Source organism: Novosphingobium percolationis (assembly GCF_020179425.1).
Classification (GTDB): Bacteria; Pseudomonadota; Alphaproteobacteria; order Sphingomonadales; family Sphingomonadaceae; genus Novosphingobium; species Novosphingobium percolationis.
The window spans coordinates 332,592-352,651 of sequence record NZ_JAILYM010000001.1 but is presented as its reverse complement, the minus strand read 5'-3'; the positions used below and the strand labels follow the sequence as shown (position 1 = coordinate 352,651).

Genomic DNA, 20,060 nt, shown 5'->3' with positions numbered 1-20,060 from the left:
ATGCTGCAAGAGTCGGAGAGGTGGCAACCTGTCCCTATGGATAGAGGGTCAGGCGGCCATCAGTTCGCGCCCGCGCCGCACGAGGCGTCCCGGCAGCGCGCCGGTGGGCTGGCCATTGCGCTGGATCACCACGCCCGAGACCACCGTGGCGACGTACCCATCGGCATCCTGCTGCATCCGCTTGCCCCCGGCGGGCAGGTTGTAAGCCACGAACGGCAGGTGCAGGTCGAGCGCGTCGAGGTCGATCACGTTGAGATCGGCCTTCATGCCCACGGCGATGCGGCCCCGGTCCGTCATGCGCACGGCAGCGGCAGGGCGCGAGGTCAGTTCGGCCACGGCATCCTCGATGGTGATGCGCTGGTCGTCGCAAGCATCGCGCGCCCAGCGCTGGAGGAAGTAGGTCGGGAAGCTGCCGTCGCAGATCAGGCCGTAGTGTGCGCCGCCATCGGCGAGGCCGAGCAGCGTATCGGGATGGCCCAGCATTTCGCGCACGGCGTCGAGGTTGCCCGCGGTGTAGTTGGCAGCGGGCAGGTAGAACATTTGCCGCCCTTCGTTCCTGAGCAGCAGGTCGTAGGCATATTCCGGCCACGACTGCCCTGCCCGTTCCGCGCGCTGTTCGATGCGATTGTCGCGCACCGGCTCGTAGTCGGGGCGCGGACCGTCCCATTCGTGCGTGGCGCGGAAGGCGTCGATCAGCGCCAGCGTGGTCGGGTTGGTATCCTCGGGCTGTTCGGACAGCAGCTGCGCGCGGAATTCGGGATCGCGCATCTTCGCCACGCGCTCGGCCAATGGCAGATGCGCGATCGCCTTGTACGAAGGATGCGAGCTGAACGGGTGGAGGCTGAGGTCGAGGCCGTAGAACATCCCCACCGGGCGCGGCGCGACCTGCCCGCGCATTTCAAGGCCATCGGCGCGCGCCTGTTCGAGCGCTTCGAGCATTCCGCGCCAGCCCTTGCCCGGCTGCCCGGCGACATCGAGCAGCGTGAACGAGACCGGGCGGCGGCCATGCTCGGCGATCTGGCGCAGCACCGCGAACTCCTCTTCTGAGTGGCCGGACGGCGCGGGGATCATCTGGAACACGCCCGCATCGGCCTGGTTGAGCCCATCGGCCAGCGCGCAGAGCTCATCGACGTCCGAATAGAGACTGGGCGCAAGCTCGCCCGCCTTGGTACGGTGCATGACGTTGCGCGACGTGGTGACACCGAACGCGCCCGCCTTGATCGCTTCGGCCACCAGCGCGCGCATCTTGTCGAGATCCTCGGCCGTCGGCGCTTCCTGCCGCGCGGCGCGCTCGCCCATCACGAAGATGCGCAGCGCGGAATGAGGAAGCTGCGTGGCGATGTCGATGTCCAGCTCGCGCTTTTCCAGCGCATCGAGGTATTCGGGAAACGTCTCCCAGTTCCACGGCAGGCCTTCGGTCATCACCACTTCGGGGATGTCCTCCACGCCTTCCATCAGCTTGACCAGCATTTCGCGCTCGTGCGGGCGGCAGGGGGCAAAGCCAACGCCGCAATTGCCCATCAGCACGGTGGTGACGCCATGGGCGGAGGACGGGGCGACGCGGTTCTCCCACGTGACCTGCCCGTCGTAATGGGTGTGGATGTCGACGAAGCCGGGGGTGACGATCCTGCCGGTGGCTTCGATCTCCTCCGCGCCGCGTCCGGTCACATCGCCGACCTTGGCGATGCGGCCATCCTTGACCGCGACGTCGGCGTGGAAGGCAGGGGCGCCGGTGCCATCGCACACCAGTCCGCCGCGAATGACGAGGTCGTATTCCATGATCGTACTCTCCCGGTCTTTATCGTTGATCTTGTGGTTTCGTGGTCTTGTCAGATGCGCTCCAGATGGAGCCGGATGCGTTCGACGTGGGCGCGGGCCTGCGCTTCTGCTTCGGCGCACTGGCCCGCCAGCACGAGGCGGCCGATGGCCGCCAGCTCGCGCGCGTGGTCCTGCCGCAAGCCGGCAAAGCCGAACTGCCCGCGCAGCACGTGGACGCGGGTCTGGTCGAGCAGGCGAGTCAATTCGGGGTTGTCGGCGATCTGCGCCAGCGCGCCGAACAGGTGCCGCCGCGCGCGCATATAGTCGCCCGCCGCCGCGCCATCCGCGCAAGCGTCCAGTTCGCCGATAGCGTGTTCCAGCGTCGCTGTTCCTGACCCGGCAGCGATACGTCGGGCGGCGGTGCGCGCGGCGAGGCCGAACAGCAGTTCGGTCACTTCCAGCGTCAGCGCCGCCTGTTCGGGCGTCATGTGCAGGATATGCGCGCCGCGATTGGGCACGATATCGACCACGCCGACCATCTTGAGCCGTTGCAACGCCTCGCGCACGGCTTGCCGCCCGACGCCGAAGCGCAGGCACAGGTCCGCTTCGACAAGACGCTGTCCGGGTGCGAACTCTCCGGCTTCGAGCCCCTGGACGATCGCGCGTGCGATCTCCTCCGACGAGGGCAGTGCGGCGGACTTCTGGGCGATGGTCGTGGGACTCGGCATGGCGTGACCATACGCCAATGCGCAAGATTGCCAACAGATTGTCGACAATCTGTTGGCGGGGAGCGCCGCAGCCCTCCCGGCCCCAGAAAATCAGCCGATCAGAACGGCTTGTTCAGCCGTGACAGTGCGCCTTCAAGCATTTCCGCATGGACGTGCGGATCGCCGTGCGCGAGTTGCAGCTTGCCCACGGCAACGCTGGTTTCGATCACATCGCGGCAGCGATCGAAGCGCCGGGCCTGATAGGCCTGCAGCCCCTGCTCCACGCTGTCGGCGCGCGCCAGTTCCTCGGCGAGCACGATCCCGCTTTCCACCGCCATGCCCGCGCCCGAGGCCAAGTGCGGCGTGGTGGCGTGGACGGCATCGCCCAGCAGCACGATGCGGCCATTGTACCACGGCCCCGGTTGCAGCACGGCGGCGAGCGGGCGGTAGTTGATCCAGTCGTCGCGCGTCATGGTGTCGCGGATCCACCCGGCATTGCCGCCGAAATCGGCCAGCAGCGCCTTGAGCGTGTCGAACAGTTCGTCCTCGCTCATGTGCGTATCGCGTTCGACGTGCGGGGTGAGCATCCACATATAGACGCTGTCCGGTCCGCAGGCGGTGATGCCGCAGGGGTTGGCGTGGCCGAGGAAGAACTCGCCCATTTCAAGGCCAGGTGGCTTGGCAATCGAGATGCGCCAGCAGCCCTGCCCGGTCGGCACGGCCGGTCTCATGTGCGGGAAGGCAATGTCGCGCACGGTGGAATAGACGCTGTCGGCCCCCACGACGAGGTCGTAGCGACCCGAAGTCTCGTCGGAGAAGCGGACATCGACGCCATCGGCGCGGTTTTCGAGTGCGGTGACGGTCAGGCCGAGCCGCACCGGGATTTCCAGTTCGCGCACGCGCTTTTGCATGATGTGGTGCAGGATGGGGCGCATGATGCCGCCCGTGGCAGGCAGGCCTTCCTCGATCACAGGCTCGTCGAGATCGAGAATATGCGTGCCGTCGTATCGGAACAGGCGCGTCTTGCTGGTGATCGCGCCCTGCTGCTTGATTTCTTCCAGCAGGCCGAGATGCTTGTAGGCGCGCAAGGTCGGCCCCGTGATGGTGATCCCCGCGCCATAGACACGCCAGTGCGGATCAAGGTCGATCAGATCGACCTCCACGCCCCGTTCGGCGAGGCTGATCGCGCTCGCCATGCCACCGATACCGCCGCCGACGATCAACGCCCGCGCGATGCTGCTGATGCTCTCCCCAGTCATGCCGCTTCCCTGCGTGACAGGCCGCCAGCACACAAATCGGTAAGATGGATGAAGGCTATCCACACAATCGGAAGGACGCGCGGCAATGGCGGCGGTATCCGCAATGCCAAGCACATTCGTGCACGCAATAAACATGGGGAGGGAAAACCATGCGCAAGCTGCTTCTGCTGTCGTCCGCGTCCGTCGTCGCCGTTCTGGCCACGCCTGCTTTCGCCGAGGATGCCGCGCCTACGACCGGCAACGATACCGCCGAGATCATCGTCACCGCGCAGAAGCGTACCGAAAAGCTGCAGGACATTCCGGTCGCCGCCGCCGTTCTCAGCAACAAGCTGGTCGAGCAGGCCCACGTTACCGACCTGTCGGACATCAACCGCGTGGTCCCCTCGGTCGAGATCAAGGGAACCTTCAACGGCCGCGTGCCCTACGGCCTGCGCGGCATTTCGACCAATGCCAACGAAGGCGCGATCGGCCTGACATCGGGCGTCAACATCCAGATCGACGGCGTGCCGGTGCCGGCGGACAGCTTTGCCGCCAACAACGTGGCCGACGTGGCGCAGCTCGAAGTGCTGAAGGGTCCGCAGGCGACTTTGGGCGGGCGCACCGCGTCGGCGGGCGTCATCAACTTCGTTACCAACGGCCCGACCGAGGATTTTCGTGGCCACCTCAACGGCTCGATCACGGATGACGGCGAATATCGGGGCGAAGCGGCGATCAGCGGCCCGATCGCGCAGGGCGTGCAGTTCAGCCTGACCGCGTTCGGCGGGCACACCCCCTACCCGGTTAAGAACCTGACCCGCGACGAGAAGAGCGCTGCGGAAAACTGGGGCCTGCGCGGCAAGCTGAAGTTCGAGCTGGGCGAGAATTTCGACGCGACCGTGATGGGCCACTATGCGCTGGCCACTTCGCGCGGGGAGAATTTCACGCCGCAGTATTTCACGCTCGGCGCGACGCTGTTCCCGTTCATCCCTTCGGCCTTCGATGAACATGGCGTTCCAACCGCCTTCGGCATCCCGCAGGACGTCGCCTTCCCCGGCTATGCGATCAAGTTTGGCAACACCAAGTACGCCTCGCCGGTGGAAATGCGCTCGCGGTATGAGGATGCCGACGGTTCGCTGCAGCTGAACTACCATCTGGGCGACCTGACGCTCAGCTCGCTGACCTCGTACTTCGAGGAGAAGCAGTACCAGTCGCAGGACGTGTTCATGTCGAACGTCTATTTCTTCGACGTCCTGACCGGCGGACATGCGCCCCACTTCGGCAATTTCCAGGAGGCGAGCGGCAAGGTCAAGCAGACCACGCAGGAGTTCAAGATCGCGTCGAACCCGGCAAACCCGGTCAATTTCCTCGCGGGTGCATTCTATTCGGACACCAAGGTCGACCAGCTCGTTGCGCGCAACTGGGTGGCGAACGCGCAGAACAAGCGCAACATCTCCACCACCGAGAACATCGCGGTCTATGCGCGCGTGACGGCCAGGCTGGCGGATAAGGTCACAGTGGTCGGCGGCCTGCGCTACAACCACGACAAGATCGGCTGGAACGTCAGCCAGTTCTTCGATCCTGCCAATGGTGTGTTCCAGGGCTGCCTGTTCAACGGGCAGGCCAGCCCGCCGACTGGCGCGTTCCCGTGCCAGTGGGATCTGCATGACAAGTCCGACGCGGTGGTGGGCGACGTTGCGCTGCAGTTCCGCCCCAGCCCGGACACGATGGTCTATGCCTCGTACACGCGCGGCTACAAGCCCAAGGCTTTCAACACCGTCCACGATTTCAATTCGCTGCAATCTGCGCCCGCTGCCACCGACAAGCCGTTCACCAAGGCCACCGATCAGGAGCACATCAACAGCTTCGAATTGGGCTTCAAGTCCTCGTTGCTGGACCGCCACCTGACCTTCAACGCGGCGGCGTTCTACACCAAGTACAACGGCTATCAGGCGCAGTTGTTCGATACCTCGCAAGTGGTCGGCGTGCTGGTGCTGGCCAACGCAGGCGCGCGCACGGCGGGCGTGGAAGCGGACCTCAACTACGTCAAGGGCAACACCCGCGCGATGATCTCGGCGGCGTATATCGACGCCAAGTTCGAGAAGTTCGCTGGCGCGACCTGCTGGCCGGGCCAGACCGCCGCGCAAGGGTGCGTAGGCGGCGTGCAGGACCTTTCGGGCAAGCCTCTGCCGGCCAGCCCGAAGTTCAAGATCAGCGCCAACGTGGCACAGACGGTTCCGTTTGACGCGTTCAACGTGGTGCTGGGCGGCAACGTCTCGGCCCGGTCGGGCGCGCTGCTTCAGGGTAACCAGAACCCCGAAACGCGCCAGCCCGGCTTCGCGCTGGTGGATCTGAGCGTTGGCATCCAGAGCAAGGATGAGCGCGCCGAAGTGACGTTCTTCGTCAACAACCTGACCGATCACTTCTACCTGACCAATGCCGAGGATTTCTTCGCAGGGGCCACGGGAACGGCCACGCTCGCGGGCTTCACGCCCGGCAACTACGTGATCGGCCAGCCTGCGCGGGATTCGCACCGCTATTTCGGCGCACGCGTCAGCTATCGGTTCTGAGGGGGAAAGAGGGCATGAAGGTTCTGGTCACGGGTGCGGGCGGCTTTGTCGGGCGCGAACTGGTGGCGCGGCTGCTAGCGGCCGGACACGATGTGACCGGGATCGACACCGCCGCCGGGGGCATCCCCTCCGGCGCGCGGGCCATCGCGGGCGATCTGGGCGATGGGGCCGTACGGACCGAAGCGCTTGCCGGGGGATGCGATGCGCTGGTCCATCTGGCGACCGTGCCGGGCGGCGCGGCCGAGGCGGATCCTGTCGCGTCGCGCCGGATCAACGTGGATGCGATGTACGACCTGCTGCTGGAAGCGAGCGCGAGCGGCACCTGCCCGCGCGTGGTCTATGCCAGCTCGATCGCGGTGTTCGGCGATCCCCTGCCCGCCTTTGTGGACGATGCCACGCCGCTGTCGCCCCGCATGATCTACGGCGGGCACAAGGCGATGATGGAACACGCCGTCGCCATGTTCAGCAATCGCGGGCTGATCGACGGCGTGACCGTGCGCCTGCCTGGCATCCTCGCGCGGCCCAAGGGGCCTTCGGGGATGAAGTCCGCGTTCATGAGCGACTTGTTCCATGCGCTGAAAGCGGGCGAGGCGTTCACCTGCCCCGTCTCGGCCGAGGCGACGATCTGGGCGCAATCGGTGTGCCGCTGTGCGGACAACTTCGTCCATGCGCTGACGCTGGACAGCACGACCTTGCCGGTGACGCGCGCGGTCACCCTGCCCGCGCTGCGGGTGACGATGGGGGCCTTGGCCGACGAGATCGCGCACCAGTGCGGGGTTTCCTCAGCCCTTGTCAGCTACGCGCCCGACGCCGCGCTGGAAGCCGCGTTCGGGGCGCAGCCGCCGCTGGCCACGCCGGCCGCGCAAGCGGCGGGTTTTGCGCATGACGGTGATCTTGCTATGCTCGTCGCCAGCGCTCTCTCCACGATCTAGAACAAGGGGCGCGCGGGAGATGGCGATGCGTTTCGAGAGGCTCGACCTCAACCTGCTGGTGGCGCTAGACGCGTTGCTGACCGAGCGTAGCGTGAGCCTCGCCGCCGACCGCCTGTGCCTTTCGCAATCGGCGACATCGAGCGCGCTGGCGCGGCTGCGCGAATATTTCGGCGACGAACTGATGGTCGTGCGCGGGCGGGCGATGGTGCTGACCGCACGGGCCGAGGACCTGATCGAGCCGGTGCGCGCGGTGCTGGAGCAGATCCGATCGACCATCGCGGTTGCCCCCGCATTCGACCCTGCGACATCCGACCGCCAGATCCGCATCATGGCGTCCGACTATGTCACCGAAGTGCTGCTGGCCGCGATGCTGCGCGAAATGGAAAGCGCCGCGCCGGGCATGCGCTTCGAGATCCAGCCGATGCACGATCAGCCGGTCGAGGCGCTTGACCGCAACCTTGTGGACCTGCTCGTCACCATCGACACCGCGATGAGCAGCGACCACCCCTCGCGCATCCTGTTCGAAGAAGGCCATGTCGTGGTCGGTTGGGACCAGAACCCGGCGCTGCAGCGCGAGATGACGCGCGAGCTGTATTTCGAACTGGGCCATGTGACGGCGCGCTTTGGCAAGACGCGGGTGCCCGCGTTCGAGGATGCGTTCATGCGGCGGATGAAGCAGCCGCGCCGGGTCGACGTGGTCGCGCCTTCATTCCTGTCAGTCCCGGGGCTGCTGGTCGGGACCATGCGCATCGCCACGATGCACCGCCGGCTGGCGCAGCAGATCGCCAGCTATGCCCCGCTTGCCGTCCGCGAGCTGCCGTTCGATGTCCCGCCGATCCGCGAGGCGGTGCAGTGGCATATCTCGAACAATAACGACGCCGCGATCCGCTGGGTGATCGAGCGCATCGCGCTCGCGGCCGAAGTTTCGGTGCGGCCGGCGGAGAAGTCGGCATCGAACGTGGTGCCGCTGGCCGAACGGCGTGTGGGCGATCAGTCCGCGTCCTGAGCGTCGAACCTCGCCCGCGCGTCCAGAATGACGTCGCGGTTGGCGTTGACCCAGTCGATCAGGCGCTCCGCCTGGGCCTTCAACTGCGCGCCCAGCGGCGTGAGCGCATAGCTGACCTTGGGCGGCACGCTCTCCACCACGTGCCGCGCCACGAAGCCTTCGCGTTCGAGCGTGCGCAGCTTGAGCGTCAGGACGCGCTGTGAAATGCCCTCCTCCGCGCCGAGGCGGCTGAGTACGCGGCGCAGCTCTGCATGGCGCCAGGTGCCCATGCCCAGCACCAGCAGGATCAGCGTCGACCAGCGATCGCCGAGCAGGCCGAAGGTCGCGCGCACCGGCTCTTCGCGGCGCGTGCCGTGTGCCGCCATCTGGCGGGCGAGCGCATCGACGGGAGCGTGGAAGGCGGCGTCGATGCCGGTCAGATCGATCGCCGCACCTTCCATTCCGCGTGCTCTCCCCCCTCCGGCAAGGCACAAAAAAGTGCCTTCTTCCGCGCCTTCGCCAACGGTCTAGACGATGGGACACAACGATCAAGCGGGAGAGACGGAGATGGCGACAGACGCCACGCGCTTCGATGGAAAAGTGGTGATTGTCACCGGCGGGGCCGGCGGGATCGGCGCGGCGACGGCACGGTTGCTGACGCAGCGCGGGGCGCAAGTGGCGGTAGCCGACATTGCGCTGGAGCGCGCCGAAGCACTTGCCCACCAACTGCCCGGCGCGATTGCAGTGGCGCTCGATCTGGAAAGCGAGGCTTCGACCGAGGCCATGGTGCGCACTGTGGCGCAGCATTTCGGGCGGATCGACGTGCTGCACAATAATGCTGCGCTGCTGGGGCCGGATATCGCCCAGGCCGACGGCGATGTGGAGCATATGGTCACCGCGCTGTGGGACCGGACCTATGCGGTCAACGTGCGCGGCACGATGATCGCGTGCCGGACGGCGCTGCCGTTCCTGCGCGAAGTGCGCGGCAATATCGTCAACACCGTCAGCAATCTGGCGCTGCAGGGTCATATCATCCAGGCGGCCTATTCAAGCAGCAAGGCGGCGGTGATCCAGATGACGCGCGCCATTGCCGCCAGCCACGGCAGGGCGGGCGTACGCTGCAACGCGCTGGCGCCCGGCATGACGATGACGCCCGCGCTGCGCGACGCTTTTCCGGCGCCGCTTCGTGCCGTGGTCGAAGGCGAAACCCTGCGCAACCAGCTGGGCGATCCTGAAGACATTGCCGAGGCGGCGGCGTTCCTCGCCAGCGAGGCCGCGCGCAACATTACCGGGCAAGTGCTGGTCTGCGATGGCGGCGGGGCATCCCACGTGCCGGGCCTGATCGGCTTCCGGTCCTTCTTCGCAGGAGATCAGTGACATGAGCCAGTACGACATCGTGGTGATGGGCGCGGGCCACAACGGCCTGACCGCGGCCGCCTACATGGCCAAGGCGGGAAAGAAGGTGCTGGTGCTGGAACGCAAGCCCCATTTCGGCGGCGGCGTTTCCACGCGCGAATTGCTGCACCCCGGCTTCTGGCACGATGAACATTCGAACGTGCACATCATGATCCAAGGCAACCCCATGCTGCGCGAGGACGAGCTGGGCCTGCTATCCAAATTCGGGCTGGAATACATCTACCCCGATCTGGTCCACGTTTCGATCTGGGAGGATGGCACCGTCATCCGCAGTTACAAGGACCTCGACCGCACGTGCGAGGAACTGGCGCGCGTGGCCGGGCCGAAGGATGCCGAGGCCTATCGCAAGTTCGTGCAGATGAGCCAGACCGCGCTGCCCATGCTGATGAGCGGGATGTACGCCCCGCCCTTCCCCTTGGGCGCGTTCGTTGCGATGATGGACCAGTCGGACGAAGGGCGCTTCCTGCTCGACCTGATGCAGCGCACCGCGCTCGACATCGTTGACGCCTATTTCGAAAGCGACCTGCTGAAGCTGCACATCGTGCGCATGGTCACCGAAAACCTGCAGATGCCCGATGAACTGGGCACCGGCATGGGCGCGTTCGTGATGCCGGGGATCGTCCACACCTTCGGCTGTTCCATGCCCAGGGGCGGGTCGGGCCAGCTGTCCAAGGCGCTGGTGCGCGCGATCGAGCATTTCGGCGGCGAAGTGCGCTGCAATGCGGAAGTCGCCCGCGTGATCGTGTCGGGCGGCAAGGCGGTCGGCCTCGAACTGAGCGATGGCGAGACGTTCATGGCCAAGGATGGCGTGATCGGCGCGATCCATCCGCACGTGCTGCGCAAGTTCGTGGCCGAAACGCCCGAACCGGTGCTGGAACGCGCCGAACGGGTCACGCAGTCGACCTTCTCGATCAACCTGACGCACCTGACGCTGAAGGAGCGGCTGAAGCTCAAGGTCGGCAACGACTGCAACGCGATGATGACCGAGCTGATGGACTTCTATTCGGTGCGCGAAATGTGCCTCGAATATGACAAGCTCCGGCGCGGCGAAGTGAGCGAGCGGCTGATCGCGGGTGGCGACAACACGATCTTCGATCCCTCCCGCGCGCCCCAAGGTGCAGGCGTGTTCTATGGCGTGAACTTCGCGCCCTACAACCTCTATCCCGACGGCCCGCAATCGTGGGACGAGCGCAAGGAGCACGTCGCTGACAGGGCACTGGCGCAGTACCGCAAGTTCTATGCGAACCTGACCGACGAGAACATAACGGGCCGCCTGATCCGATCGCCCATCGATCACGAGCGAGACAGCCCGGCCAGTTTCGTGCGCGGCGACATCCACGGCTGCGCGCCGTTCTTCTACCAGTCGGCAGGGCATCGCCCGACGCCCGATCTCGGCTCGCTGCGCGTGCCCGAGATTGAGGGGCTCTATCTGGTGGGACCGTTCATGCATCCAGGCGGCGGCGTGTTCGGCGCAGGGCGTGCCACCGCAATCCAGATGATGGACGACATGGGGATCGATTACGACAAGGTCTGCGGGAGGGTGATCTGATGGGCAACCAACGCAACAAGGTGCCGGTGGCAAAGATCCTCGACGCCAACGACAAGGAATTGATGGCGATCCGCAAGTTCGATCGCGACGGCAACACGCTGGTGATCCGCGGCAAGATCTTCGGCGCGATGCCGATGGTCGCCAGGCTGACCCCGGCGGAGGCCCGCGCGGCACTGAAGCTGCTCGATCTGCGGACGGTGCTGTTCCTGCTGACGCTGCTGTTCCGCAGGTGATGGGCCACGCATCGCCACGGTCGATAGGCACGGTCCGGAATCATGCGTTTCCGGGCCGCGACCGCGCGGGGCATAGCGATCTCCTGTGAGAGAATGCGGGAGCAATCATGACTGTCCTTGGCGTTGAAAGCGTTGTCTTCGGCGTGGCTGACCTGGCCGAACACACCCGTTTCTGGAGCGATTTCGGCCTGCCGCTGGAAAGCAGCAGCGACACCGAAACCGTGTTCCGGCTGATGTCGGGCAGCACGGTGATCGTGCGCCTCCACGGCGATCGGCGCCTGCCCAGCCCCGACCCGTTCGCGGGCGACGGGGTGAAGGAAACCGTGTGGGGCGTCGATACGGCGGAAAGCCTCGACCGCATCGCCGCCAGTCTCGCGACTGAAGTTTGCGTCACGCGCGATGTCGATGGCACCGTGCGCTGCGTGTGCCCGGATGGCCAGCCCATCGCCCTGCGCGTGTGGAACAAGCGCGCCGTGGTGTCGGAAACTAGCCCGGTCAACACGCCCGCCCAGTGGCCGCGCTTCAACCAGCACCGCATCTGGCGCAAGCGCGCGATGCCCAAGACGATCAACCACGTGGTCTTCTTCAGCCCCGACTACGTGGGCAGCTTCGAATTCTACGAACGCCACATGGGCTTCCGCTATGCCGACCATTCGAAGGGCACCGGCATCTTCGCACGCGCGCCCGGCACGTTCGAGCACCATTCGATCTTCTGGGTGAACTGCGACCTGCCGATCGCGCCCGACCACTTCAAGTTCATGCACATCGCCTTTGGCTGCGACGACATCGACGAGGTGATGCTGGGTGCGAACATCATGGACAATCGCGGCTGGAAGAACACCACGATGAACACCAGCGGCGGCATCTCGCGCCACCGCATTTCCAGCGCGATCTACTACTACTGCGAGATCCCCGGCCACGGCGGCGAGGCGGAATATCACGCCGACACCGACTACCTCGACGACAGCTGGGTGCCGCGCGCGTGGGACTTCAAGTTCGGCTCGCTGCTATGGTCGGCCAACGCGCCCGCGATCTTCCGGGGCGAGAACATCCCCTGGGACATGACCTTCGACGCCGACCGGGCGAGCTTCGAGCCGTTCCGCAAGGCGACACCGGGCAAGCGCCCCATCGGCGGCGATCTGGCGAACCTGACCGACGAGGACGAACACGCGATCTGATGTAGAAAGGGGACCGGAAACGGTCCCCTTTCTACATCAGATCACCGTGCTGACGTGTTCCACGCTGGGCGGCGCGGCAAAGAACGGCGAGGCCAGCGTCCGCCAGTGCTGGAAGCCTTCGGAGGCGCGGAAATCGACCATGTGCGCCTCCACGCTCTCCCAGCCCACCACCAGATGATAGCGCTCGGGCGTTTCGATCGAGCGTTGCAGGCCGAACGAAACGAACCCCGTGGCCGCCTCGAAGTGCGGGCGCGCGGCGGCGACGGCGGCTTCGAAATCGGCGGCGCGGGCCGGGTCGATGGTGATCGTGGCGATTTCGTGGATCATGCCGCAGCCTTGCCCTCCCCACGCGCTGCGTCAAGCGACCACGGCCCCGCCCCGGCAGCAGACAGCCACAGGAACACGAAGCAGAACAGGTAGGCACTCTCGCCCATGTTCAGCACCGGGAACGGCCCTCGCGGCGCGTGCGCCATCCAGTAGGCGGCCGCCATCTCGCCCGCGAGCAGGAACGCGATCGGCCGCGTGAACAGGCCGACCAGCACCAGCACCCCGCCGACGATCTCCATCAACCCGGCCACGCCCATCAGCGATGCGAGCGGCGGCGCGGGCATCTGCGAGGCAGGAAAGCCCAGCAGCTTGAGCGACCCGTGCGAAACGAAGGTCAGCGCGGTGGTGATGCGCAGGACGGCGTGCAGCGGCCCGGAAAGGCGCGCCATGTTGAGCGGATCGGTGTTCATCGTCTTCTCCCCCTAAAGCCAGCGGATCAGTCGCCGGGTTCTTCTACGAACTCGATCAGGTTGCCCGCGCAATCGCGGAGGAAGCAGCCCTTCCCGAACGCCTCGCGCACCACGAATGCGACATCGACCTGCTTATCCTCCATCTCGGCCAGAAACGCGTCGAGATCGTCCACGCGGAACGCGACATGCTTGTTGCCGTGGGTGCGCAAGTCGGCGGGCGGGTGGCGGCGGTCCTCGGGCAAGGGCGCGGCGCCCTCCACTTCGAACAGCTCGAACCGCAGCGGCCCCTTGCGGACCATGGCCGTGTGGCTCTTCGCCGCCTCGATATAGAACCGTTTCTCGACCTCGAAGCCCAGCACGCGCCCGTACCAGTCGACCGCCGCGTCAAGGCTTGGCACCGAAACGCCGCCATGGTGAAAGGTGAACTCCGCCATGACGTCAGGCCATTTCGGCAAAGGTCTGGGCGCACCAGTCGGCGATGTAGTCGCGCATTCCGGTGCCGTTGTCCGCGCCGCAGTGCTCGACCTCGAAATCGGCCTTGGTGAACATGCGCAAGGTACGCTTGGGACTGTTGACCGCCTGGTCGTAGCTCATCTGTGCGTTGTAGGCCGGGATCTGCCGGTCGTTTTCGCCATGGGTGATCAGGAAGGGAACCTTGATCTTCTCCACCTGCCCGTCGAGTGTGATCTGGTCGGCATAGGCGAGGAATTCGTCTCGGTCTGCAAACCCGAACACCCACATGACGTGGTCCCAGTAATGCGGCACGGGGTTCTCGCCCTCGTTGGCGACGCGTTCGCGCTGGCGCTGGCCCCAGACATGGTTCGCGCCCATCACCGCGCACAGCGCATAGCGCTGATCGTTCGCGGCGATGCGCGGCGCGTGATAGCCACCGAACGACAAGCCGAAGATGCCGATCTTGCTGTGGATCACGTCTTGCCGTGTCAGCAGGTAGTCGAACGCCGGGCTGCCCCAGCGCTCGGCGTCGAACACGGCGGGCAGATTGCGCTTGCGGATCGCCTCGCCGGTGCCGGGCTGGTCGACGAACAGCGTGTTCATGCCGCGCTCGAGGTTCGACGCCCCGTGCCCCGCCATGTTGACCTGTTCCTTCATGGAATCGAGGCCATTCACGGACACCAGCGTCGGGCGCGGCGTGCCGCTGCCATCGTGGACGAAGATCGCGGTGTAGCTGCCGTCGTCGTAGGGAATTTCCACGTGATCGACGTGCAACCCGCGCAGGCCGCTGCCCTTGCGATACAGCGCCAGCCCCTTGTCATAGGCCGCCCAGCGCGGCGCATAGTCGCGGCTCTGCATCCGTTCGGCGGCAAGGTAGTAGCCAGAGGCGCGCAGGTACTTGCTGCCCGCCGAAAGCAGGAAACCTTCGGCCTCGTCGCGTTCGGCGTTGCGCGTCACCTGGTCGGCCACGCGGATCCAGCTGTCGAACATCTGCGCCGATCCGGCATCGGCGCCAGCCTTCGACGCTTCCATGATCGGCCGGTTGGCCTCGTCGATCTCGCCATGGTTACCCCCGCACACGAGCGCGAGGTTGGTGGCGAGGTTCCAGACGTAGTTTCCGGGAAACGGTTCAAACATGGGTGTCCTTCCTAGTCTGCGGTCCATCCGCCATCGACGACGATGCTGGTTCCGGTAACGAGCGCGGAGGCATCGGAGGCGAGGAACAGGGCGGCGCCCATGAGGTCCTCGACCGAGCCGATGCGGCCCAGCTTGATCTTGGCCAGCACGCTGGCGCGAAACGCCTCGTCCTCGAAGAACGGCTTTGTCAGCGGGGTTTCGATGAAAGTGGGCGCGATGGTGTTGGAGCGGATGCCGTGGGGGGCCAGATCGAGCGCGAAGGCCTTGTTCATGCCCTCCATCGCCCACTTGCTGGCGCAGTAGAGGCTGCGATTGGGCCCACCGACATGGCCCATCTGGCTGCCGATGTGGATCAGGCTGCCCCTGATGCCAGCGGCGAGCATCGCCTTGACGCAGGCCTGCGCGACGAAGAACGCGGCCTTGAGGTTGAGATCGAGCACCGCGTCGTAATCGGCCTCGCTCACATCCCACAGCGGCTTGGGCCGGTTGGTGCCCGCGTTGTTGATCAGGACGTGGAATGCGGGGCGGCCTGTGAAGAACGCGGCCACCGCGCCCGTGTCCGACACATCGAGCACGGCGCTGTCCGCCTTGTGCCCGGCGGCGCGGATCGCGGCGGCGGCGTCCTCGATCTCGCTGGCGGTGCGCGCGGCGAGCGTGACCTCTGCCCCGGCTTCCGCCAGCGCCACGGCGAGCGCGAGGCCGATGCCCCGGCCCGCCCCGGTGACCAGCGCGCGGCGGCCATCGAGGCGGAAGCTGGGCGTGCGGGGAAGGTCGATCACGCCCGCGTCAGTTCGCTCGGGGTCGCCTGCCCGGCATAGGGCACGTCGCGGTGACCGAAGCGGCGGACGCGGATGTTGGCCTGCTCGCCATGGCCGGCAAAGCCTTCCAGCGCGCAGAGGCGCGAGCAGTATTCGCCGATCAGCGCACTGGCCTCGTCGGTCGTAACCTTCTGGTAGGTGCAGGTCTTCAGGAACTTTCCGACCCACAGCCCACCGGTGTAGCGCGCCGCCTTCTTCGTCGGCAGCGTGTGGTTGGTGCCGATCACCTTGTCGCCGAAGCTGACATTGGTGCGTTGGCCCAGGAACAGCGCGCCATAGTTGGTCATGTGCTTGAGGAAGTAGTCGGGATCGGCGGTCATCACCTGCACGTGCTCGCTGGCGAGGTCGTCGGCGATGCGGACCATTTCCTCGTAGCTTTCGGCCACGATCACCTCGCCGAAGGTCTCCCACGCCTTGCGGGCATGATCGGCGGTGGGCAGGATCTGCAGCAGGCGCTCGATCTCCGCCATCGTCTCGCGGGCAAACTTTTCCGAGTTGGTCAGCAGCACGCCGGGGCTGTCGGGACCGTGCTCGACCTGGCCGAGGATGTCGGTGGCGGCCATTTCGGGATCGCAGCCGATCTCGTCGGCGATGATCAGCGTTTCGGTGGGGCCTGCGAACAGGTCGATGCCGACGCGGCCGAACAGCTGGCGCTTGGCTTCGGCGACGAAGGCGTTGCCGGGGCCGACGAGGATGTCGATCGGGTCGATGGTCTGGGTGCCGATGGCCATGGCGCCGATCGCCTGGATGCCACCCAGCGCGTAGATCGCATCGGCGCCGGCCATGGCCTGCGCTGCGACGATATGGCGCGCGACGGTGCCCTGAAACGGCGGGGCGCAGGTGATCACGCGCTTCACGCCTGCAACCTTGGCGGTGATGACCGACATGTGGGCCGAGGCGAGCAGCGGGTACTTGCCGCCGGGCACGTAGCAGCCTGCCGCGTTGATCGGCACGTGGCTGTGGCCCAGCACGACGCCGGGCATGGTCTCGACCTCGACGTCCTTCATGCTGTCGCGCTGGATCTGCGCGAAGTTACGCACCTGCGCCTGCGCGAACTCGATGTCCTTGCGCTCCTGCGGGGTGAGGCTCTCGACCGCGCGGTCGATCTCGGCCTGGCTCAGGCGGTAGTCCTCGCGGTCCCAGCCATCGAACCTGATCGACATGTCGCGCACCGCGGCGTCACCGCGCTGCTCGATGTCGGCCAGCGACGCCTCGACAATGTCCCGAACCTTGCGATCCGCGTCCGCCTTCGCTTCCGCACTCGCCCCACGCTTCAGCCAGATGGCCATGATCTTCCCCAGTGGTGTTGCTGTTTGCCCTGCCCTTGCCAGCGGCGACAGCGACGGACCAACGCATAGCGTCGATGGATTGGTATCGACGCGCCGCCGTTGTTCGTGTGCGCGTCGCTGGCTACCGCGAGCAGCGGAGAAATTGGGAAGAGGACAGGCCATGCGCCTTGCGACTTTGCGGAACGGAACGCCCGACGGGCAGTTGGTGGCGGTTGCGCCCGATGGCGCGCATTACGCGGTGGCCCCCGTCGCAACCTTGCAGCAGGCGCTGGAGGACTGGGATGCCGTGGCACCGCATCTCGCCGCGATCGACAGTTTCCCCGAAGCCCTTTCGCCCAAGGACGTCGCCGCGCCCCTGCCCCGCGCATGGCAGTGGCTCGATGGCTCGGCCTTCGCCAGCCACGGCGACCTGATGGACAAGGTGCTGGGCGTGACCCCGATCAAGACCGCCGCCCCGCTGATGTATCAGGGCGTGTCGGACACCTTCCATGCGCCGCTGGCCGACGTGAAGTTCCCCGACGAGGCGCTGGGCATCGACTTCGAGGGCGAGTTCGGCGTGATCGTGGATGCCGTGCCCATGGGCACCAGTGCGGCTGATTGCCTGAAGCACATCAAGCTGATCGTGCAGATCAACGACTGGTCGCTGCGGATGCTCGCGGGTCCGGAAATGAAGACCGGTTTCGGTTGGGTGCAGGCCAAGCCCCCCTGCGGCATGGCCCCCTTCGCGGTGACGCCCGACGAACTTGGCGATGACTGGCGCAATGGCCGGGTGTGCCTGAACCTCAACGTCGACTGGAACGGCACGCGCTTCGGTGCCGCCAATGGCGAGCCGATGGGCCATGGCTTCCACGATCTCGTTGCCCACGCCGCGCGCACGCGCGATCTGGTGGCGGGCACGGTGATCGGATCGGGCACCGTCTCGAACGCCAATTTCCGCGAGATCGGATCGTCGTGCATCGCCGAACGTCGCGGGATCGAGATCGTCGATGAAGGAAGCCCCCGCACCGAGTTCATGCAGTTCGGCGACGTGGTGCGGATGGAAGCGCTCGATGGCGCCGGACGCGCGCCCTTCGGCGTGCTTGAGCAGAAGGTGATCAAGGCATGAGCGACATTTCCGACAGCGGTCTGCCGCCGGTGCAGCGCGTCGTCACGGGGCACGACGCCAATGGCCGTGCGGTGTTCAAGTCCGAGGACGTCAGCCCCACGAAGATGATCCCTTCGGGCGATGCCTCGTTCCTGCTGGTGTGGACCACGCCGACCGTTCCTGCCGACAACAACGACGAGACCGATGGCCGCCACCGCGAGGCCGGGCTGACGCTGGAAGGCGGATCGGTGATCCGCATCGTGGACATGCTGCCGGGCAAGGAAAGCCCGATGCACCGCACCAACTCGATCGACTATGGCATTGTGCTGGAAGGCGAAATCGAGCTGGAGCTGGACGACGGCGCGAAGCGCACCGTGCGGCAGGGCGGGATCATCGTGCAGCGCGGCACCAACCACCTGTGGCGCAACACGACCGACAAGGTATGTCGCATCGCCTTCATCCTGATCGAAGCGCCCGCCTACCTCCACAACGGCGCGCCGCTGCCCGAGGACAGGCCCGAGAACAAGCACTGAGCGGCACCTAACGACACCTGACAGGGGGAGAGAGCGATCATGCGCGGACATTGGATGATGCTGATGGCGGGGGTTGTGCTTGCGGGAACCGCGGTGGCGCAACCCGCCCGCAAGCCGTTCCACGAAACGCCCGCTGGCCCCCGCGCGCTGCCGGGAGATCGCCTGCCGCCCTTCGCCATGATCGACGACAAGGGTGACCTTCCCCTCGTCCCTCCGCCGCTGCCGCCGGGTGTCCATCTGCCGCAGCCGGGCGACGGTCCGGAATCGACCGCGCCGGGTCCGAACCTGATCGAGGCGACGCGCATGGCGCAGGCCGCGCTCGCTGCCTGTTCGCATGACGGCTTTCGCGTCGGCGTGGCGGTGGTCGACAGCGTGGGCGAGGCGCGGGCGTTGCTGACCGCCGATGGCGCGGATGGCAGCCATGTGTTCGTGGCCATGCGCAAGACCGAGGTGGTGCGCGCGTTCGGCATGGCGAGCGGGGCGGCGAATGCGGCCTTGCAGAAGGATGCCGGGCTTCGCGCCAAGGTCACGCTTGCAATGTTCGTCGAAGGGGGCGCGCTGCCGATTTTGCGCGATGGCAAGCTGATCGGTGCGATCGGCGTTTCGGGTGCGGCGGGGATGCCGGTGGGGCATCAGGACGAGGTCTGCGCTGCAGCGGGCCTGGCAGCGTTGTGAGGGCGGCGCTGTGACGGCGGGCTTCCGGCTTGATGGCAAGGTGGCGCTCGTCACCGGATCGACGCGCGGGATCGGGCGGGCGATTGCCGAGGCGCTGATCGCGGCGGGCGCGCAAGTGGTGATCTCGAGCGAGGATGCCGCCGACACAGCGCGCGTTGCCGAGGAACTGAGGCAGACAGGCATTGCCTGCGATGTGTCGGACGATACGGCGCTCGCCGCGCTGGTCGAAGGCACCTGCGCCGCGTTGGGCGGGATCGACATTCTGGTGTGCAATGCCGGGATCACCGGGCGCGCCGGGCCGTTCGCCGAGATGGACATCGCCGACTACGCGCGCGTCCTCCAGATCAACCTGACCAGCCAGGTGGTGCTGGCGACCCTCGCCCTGCCGCGCATCGCGGCGCGCGGTGGCGGATCGGTGGTGCTGATCTCCAGCCTTTCAGGCCTGCGTGGCAACGGGCGGATCAACGCCTATGCGCTGGCCAAGGCGGGGGTGGCGCAACTGGCGCGCAATCTGGCGGTTGAATGGGGGCCGAAGGCAGTGCGCGTGAACGCGATATCGCCCGGCTTCATCGCCACCGAACTGTCCGCGCCGTTGCTGGCGGACGAAGCGTTCATGACGCGGCGCATGGGCATGACCCCGCTGCGCCGTCCGGGCACGCCGGAGGAAGTCGCGGGCGCGGCGGTGTTCCTCGCCTCGCCTGCGGGCGCGTTCGTGACCGGGCACAACCTTGTCGTGGATGGTGGAACGCTGATCACCGACGGCAGCTAGCG

The 20,060-nt window shown here is 66.4% G+C and carries 21 protein-coding genes; 11 read left to right on the top strand and 10 right to left on the bottom strand.

Features of this window, described 5'->3' with window-relative positions:
- Positions 1–48 precede the first annotated feature (48 nt).
- The 3 genes from K3A84_RS01530 to K3A84_RS01520 all read right to left on the bottom strand — a co-directional run bounded on the left by K3A84_RS01530 (position 49) and on the right by K3A84_RS01520 (position 3,724).
- A complete protein-coding gene (locus tag K3A84_RS01530; protein ID WP_225007302.1) occupies positions 49–1,779 on the bottom strand; it encodes an N-acyl-D-amino-acid deacylase family protein in 1,731 nt (576 codons plus the stop codon).
- Positions 1,780–1,829: 50 nt separating this feature from the next.
- Positions 1,830–2,486, bottom strand: coding sequence for a GntR family transcriptional regulator (locus tag K3A84_RS01525; protein ID WP_225007301.1), 657 nt, complete (start codon positions 2,484–2,486; stop codon positions 1,830–1,832).
- A 98-nt stretch (positions 2,487–2,584) separates the two neighbouring features.
- Complete coding sequence (locus tag K3A84_RS01520; RefSeq protein WP_225007300.1) at positions 2,585–3,724, bottom strand: FAD-dependent monooxygenase; 1,140 nt, start codon at positions 3,722–3,724, stop codon at positions 2,585–2,587.
- 149 nt (positions 3,725–3,873) lie between these two features.
- On the opposite strand from K3A84_RS01520, the gene K3A84_RS01515 reads away from it, so the two are divergent.
- The 3 genes from K3A84_RS01515 to K3A84_RS01505 are packed head-to-tail and all read left to right on the top strand — an operon-like array spanning position 3,874 to position 8,208.
- Positions 3,874–6,270, top strand: a complete 2,397-nt coding sequence (locus K3A84_RS01515) for a TonB-dependent receptor (protein WP_225007299.1) — start codon at positions 3,874–3,876, stop codon at positions 6,268–6,270.
- 14 nt (positions 6,271–6,284) lie between these two features.
- A complete protein-coding gene (locus K3A84_RS01510; RefSeq protein ID WP_225007298.1) occupies positions 6,285–7,202 on the top strand; it encodes an NAD-dependent epimerase/dehydratase family protein in 918 nt (305 codons plus the stop codon).
- 25 nt (positions 7,203–7,227) lie between these two features.
- Positions 7,228–8,208, top strand: a complete 981-nt coding sequence (locus tag K3A84_RS01505) for a LysR family transcriptional regulator (RefSeq protein ID WP_225007297.1) — start codon at positions 7,228–7,230, stop codon at positions 8,206–8,208.
- On the opposite strand, the gene K3A84_RS01500 is transcribed toward K3A84_RS01505, so the two are convergent.
- Positions 8,193–8,648, bottom strand: a complete 456-nt coding sequence (locus K3A84_RS01500; RefSeq protein WP_225007296.1) for a winged helix-turn-helix transcriptional regulator — start codon at positions 8,646–8,648, stop codon at positions 8,193–8,195. The two genes, K3A84_RS01505 and K3A84_RS01500, sit on opposite strands and share 16 nt — an antisense overlap.
- A 106-nt stretch (positions 8,649–8,754) precedes the next feature.
- Between K3A84_RS01500 and K3A84_RS01495 the strand changes: the two genes are divergently transcribed.
- The 4 genes from K3A84_RS01495 (at position 8,755) to K3A84_RS01480 (ending at position 12,563) form a co-directional block, all read left to right on the top strand.
- On the top strand, positions 8,755–9,564 hold the full coding sequence (locus K3A84_RS01495; protein WP_225007295.1) for an SDR family NAD(P)-dependent oxidoreductase: 810 nt from the start codon (positions 8,755–8,757) through the stop codon (positions 9,562–9,564).
- 1 nt (position 9,565) lies between these two features.
- Entirely contained in the window at positions 9,566–11,152 is a 1,587-nt protein-coding gene (locus K3A84_RS01490) for a phytoene desaturase family protein (RefSeq protein ID WP_263626073.1), read from the top strand.
- The gene (locus K3A84_RS01485; protein ID WP_225007294.1) at positions 11,152–11,385 is read left to right on the top strand and encodes a hypothetical protein; all 234 of its coding nucleotides are present in this window, start codon (positions 11,152–11,154) and stop codon (positions 11,383–11,385) included. The genes K3A84_RS01490 and K3A84_RS01485 overlap by 1 nt, the downstream gene beginning before the upstream one ends.
- A 107-nt stretch (positions 11,386–11,492) precedes the next feature.
- Entirely contained in the window at positions 11,493–12,563 is a 1,071-nt protein-coding gene (locus tag K3A84_RS01480) for a VOC family protein (protein ID WP_225007293.1), read from the top strand.
- Between the two features lie 36 nt (positions 12,564–12,599).
- Here the strand turns inward: K3A84_RS01480 and K3A84_RS01475 are convergent, their stop codons facing one another.
- The 6 genes from K3A84_RS01475 to hisD are packed head-to-tail and all read right to left on the bottom strand — an operon-like array spanning position 12,600 to position 16,997.
- Entirely contained in the window at positions 12,600–12,890 is a 291-nt protein-coding gene (locus K3A84_RS01475; protein WP_225007292.1) for an antibiotic biosynthesis monooxygenase family protein, read from the bottom strand.
- Entirely contained in the window at positions 12,887–13,300 is a 414-nt protein-coding gene (locus K3A84_RS01470) for a DoxX family protein (protein ID WP_225007291.1), read from the bottom strand. The genes K3A84_RS01475 and K3A84_RS01470 overlap by 4 nt, the downstream gene beginning before the upstream one ends.
- 26 nt (positions 13,301–13,326) lie before the next feature.
- A complete protein-coding gene (locus K3A84_RS01465; protein ID WP_225007290.1) occupies positions 13,327–13,734 on the bottom strand; it encodes a VOC family protein in 408 nt (135 codons plus the stop codon).
- A gap of 4 nt (positions 13,735–13,738) precedes the next feature.
- Entirely contained in the window at positions 13,739–14,890 is a 1,152-nt protein-coding gene (locus K3A84_RS01460; RefSeq protein WP_225007289.1) for an alpha/beta hydrolase, read from the bottom strand.
- An 11-nt stretch (positions 14,891–14,901) separates the two neighbouring features.
- Positions 14,902–15,666: an SDR family NAD(P)-dependent oxidoreductase gene (locus K3A84_RS01455; RefSeq protein ID WP_225008109.1), complete on the bottom strand. Its 765-nt coding sequence runs from the start codon at positions 15,664–15,666 to the stop codon at positions 14,902–14,904.
- On the bottom strand, positions 15,666–16,997 hold the full coding sequence (gene hisD / locus K3A84_RS01450) for a histidinol dehydrogenase (RefSeq protein ID WP_225007288.1): 1,332 nt from the start codon (positions 16,995–16,997) through the stop codon (positions 15,666–15,668). Before hisD ends, K3A84_RS01455 begins: the two co-directional genes overlap by 1 nt.
- A gap of 160 nt (positions 16,998–17,157) precedes the next feature.
- Between hisD and K3A84_RS01445 the strand changes: the two genes are divergently transcribed.
- The 4 genes from K3A84_RS01445 to K3A84_RS01430 are packed head-to-tail and all read left to right on the top strand — an operon-like array spanning position 17,158 to position 20,058.
- Positions 17,158–18,102 carry a fumarylacetoacetate hydrolase family protein gene (locus K3A84_RS01445; protein WP_225007287.1) on the top strand — a complete coding sequence of 315 codons (945 nt, stop codon included), beginning with the start codon at positions 17,158–17,160 and terminating at the stop codon, positions 18,100–18,102.
- Positions 18,099–18,614: a cupin domain-containing protein gene (locus tag K3A84_RS01440; protein ID WP_225007286.1), complete on the top strand. Its 516-nt coding sequence runs from the start codon at positions 18,099–18,101 to the stop codon at positions 18,612–18,614. The genes K3A84_RS01445 and K3A84_RS01440 overlap by 4 nt, the downstream gene beginning before the upstream one ends.
- 39 nt (positions 18,615–18,653) lie before the next feature.
- On the top strand, positions 18,654–19,289 hold the full coding sequence (locus K3A84_RS01435; protein ID WP_225007285.1) for a GlcG/HbpS family heme-binding protein: 636 nt from the start codon (positions 18,654–18,656) through the stop codon (positions 19,287–19,289).
- Positions 19,290–19,299: 10 nt separating this feature from the next.
- On the top strand, positions 19,300–20,058 hold the full coding sequence (locus K3A84_RS01430; protein WP_225007284.1) for an SDR family NAD(P)-dependent oxidoreductase: 759 nt from the start codon (positions 19,300–19,302) through the stop codon (positions 20,056–20,058).
- Positions 20,059–20,060: the final 2 nt, after the last annotated feature.

What these genes read in the sequence shown, in the direction of transcription:
- K3A84_RS01530 (WP_225007302.1), bottom strand. Translation starts at nt 1,779, where the DNA reads ATGGAATACGACCTCGTCATTCGCGGCGGACTGGTGTGCGATGGCACC.
- K3A84_RS01525 (WP_225007301.1), bottom strand. Translation starts at nt 2,486, where the DNA reads ATGCCGAGTCCCACGACCATCGCCCAGAAGTCCGCCGCACTGCCCTCG.
- K3A84_RS01520 (WP_225007300.1), bottom strand. Translation starts at nt 3,724, where the DNA reads ATGACTGGGGAGAGCATCAGCAGCATCGCGCGGGCGTTGATCGTCGGC.
- K3A84_RS01515 (WP_225007299.1), top strand. Translation starts at nt 3,874, where the DNA reads ATGCGCAAGCTGCTTCTGCTGTCGTCCGCGTCCGTCGTCGCCGTTCTG.
- K3A84_RS01510 (WP_225007298.1), top strand. Translation starts at nt 6,285, where the DNA reads ATGAAGGTTCTGGTCACGGGTGCGGGCGGCTTTGTCGGGCGCGAACTG.
- K3A84_RS01505 (WP_225007297.1), top strand. Translation starts at nt 7,228, where the DNA reads ATGCGTTTCGAGAGGCTCGACCTCAACCTGCTGGTGGCGCTAGACGCG.
- K3A84_RS01500 (WP_225007296.1), bottom strand. Translation starts at nt 8,648, where the DNA reads ATGGAAGGTGCGGCGATCGATCTGACCGGCATCGACGCCGCCTTCCAC.
- K3A84_RS01495 (WP_225007295.1), top strand. Translation starts at nt 8,755, where the DNA reads ATGGCGACAGACGCCACGCGCTTCGATGGAAAAGTGGTGATTGTCACC.
- K3A84_RS01490 (WP_263626073.1), top strand. Translation starts at nt 9,566, where the DNA reads ATGAGCCAGTACGACATCGTGGTGATGGGCGCGGGCCACAACGGCCTG.
- K3A84_RS01485 (WP_225007294.1), top strand. Translation starts at nt 11,152, where the DNA reads ATGGGCAACCAACGCAACAAGGTGCCGGTGGCAAAGATCCTCGACGCC.
- K3A84_RS01480 (WP_225007293.1), top strand. Translation starts at nt 11,493, where the DNA reads ATGACTGTCCTTGGCGTTGAAAGCGTTGTCTTCGGCGTGGCTGACCTG.
- K3A84_RS01475 (WP_225007292.1), bottom strand. Translation starts at nt 12,890, where the DNA reads ATGATCCACGAAATCGCCACGATCACCATCGACCCGGCCCGCGCCGCC.
- K3A84_RS01470 (WP_225007291.1), bottom strand. Translation starts at nt 13,300, where the DNA reads ATGAACACCGATCCGCTCAACATGGCGCGCCTTTCCGGGCCGCTGCAC.
- K3A84_RS01465 (WP_225007290.1), bottom strand. Translation starts at nt 13,734, where the DNA reads ATGGCGGAGTTCACCTTTCACCATGGCGGCGTTTCGGTGCCAAGCCTT.
- K3A84_RS01460 (WP_225007289.1), bottom strand. Translation starts at nt 14,890, where the DNA reads ATGTTTGAACCGTTTCCCGGAAACTACGTCTGGAACCTCGCCACCAAC.
- hisD (WP_225007288.1), bottom strand. Translation starts at nt 16,997, where the DNA reads ATGGCCATCTGGCTGAAGCGTGGGGCGAGTGCGGAAGCGAAGGCGGAC.
- K3A84_RS01445 (WP_225007287.1), top strand. Translation starts at nt 17,158, where the DNA reads ATGCGCCTTGCGACTTTGCGGAACGGAACGCCCGACGGGCAGTTGGTG.
- K3A84_RS01440 (WP_225007286.1), top strand. Translation starts at nt 18,099, where the DNA reads ATGAGCGACATTTCCGACAGCGGTCTGCCGCCGGTGCAGCGCGTCGTC.
- K3A84_RS01435 (WP_225007285.1), top strand. Translation starts at nt 18,654, where the DNA reads ATGCGCGGACATTGGATGATGCTGATGGCGGGGGTTGTGCTTGCGGGA.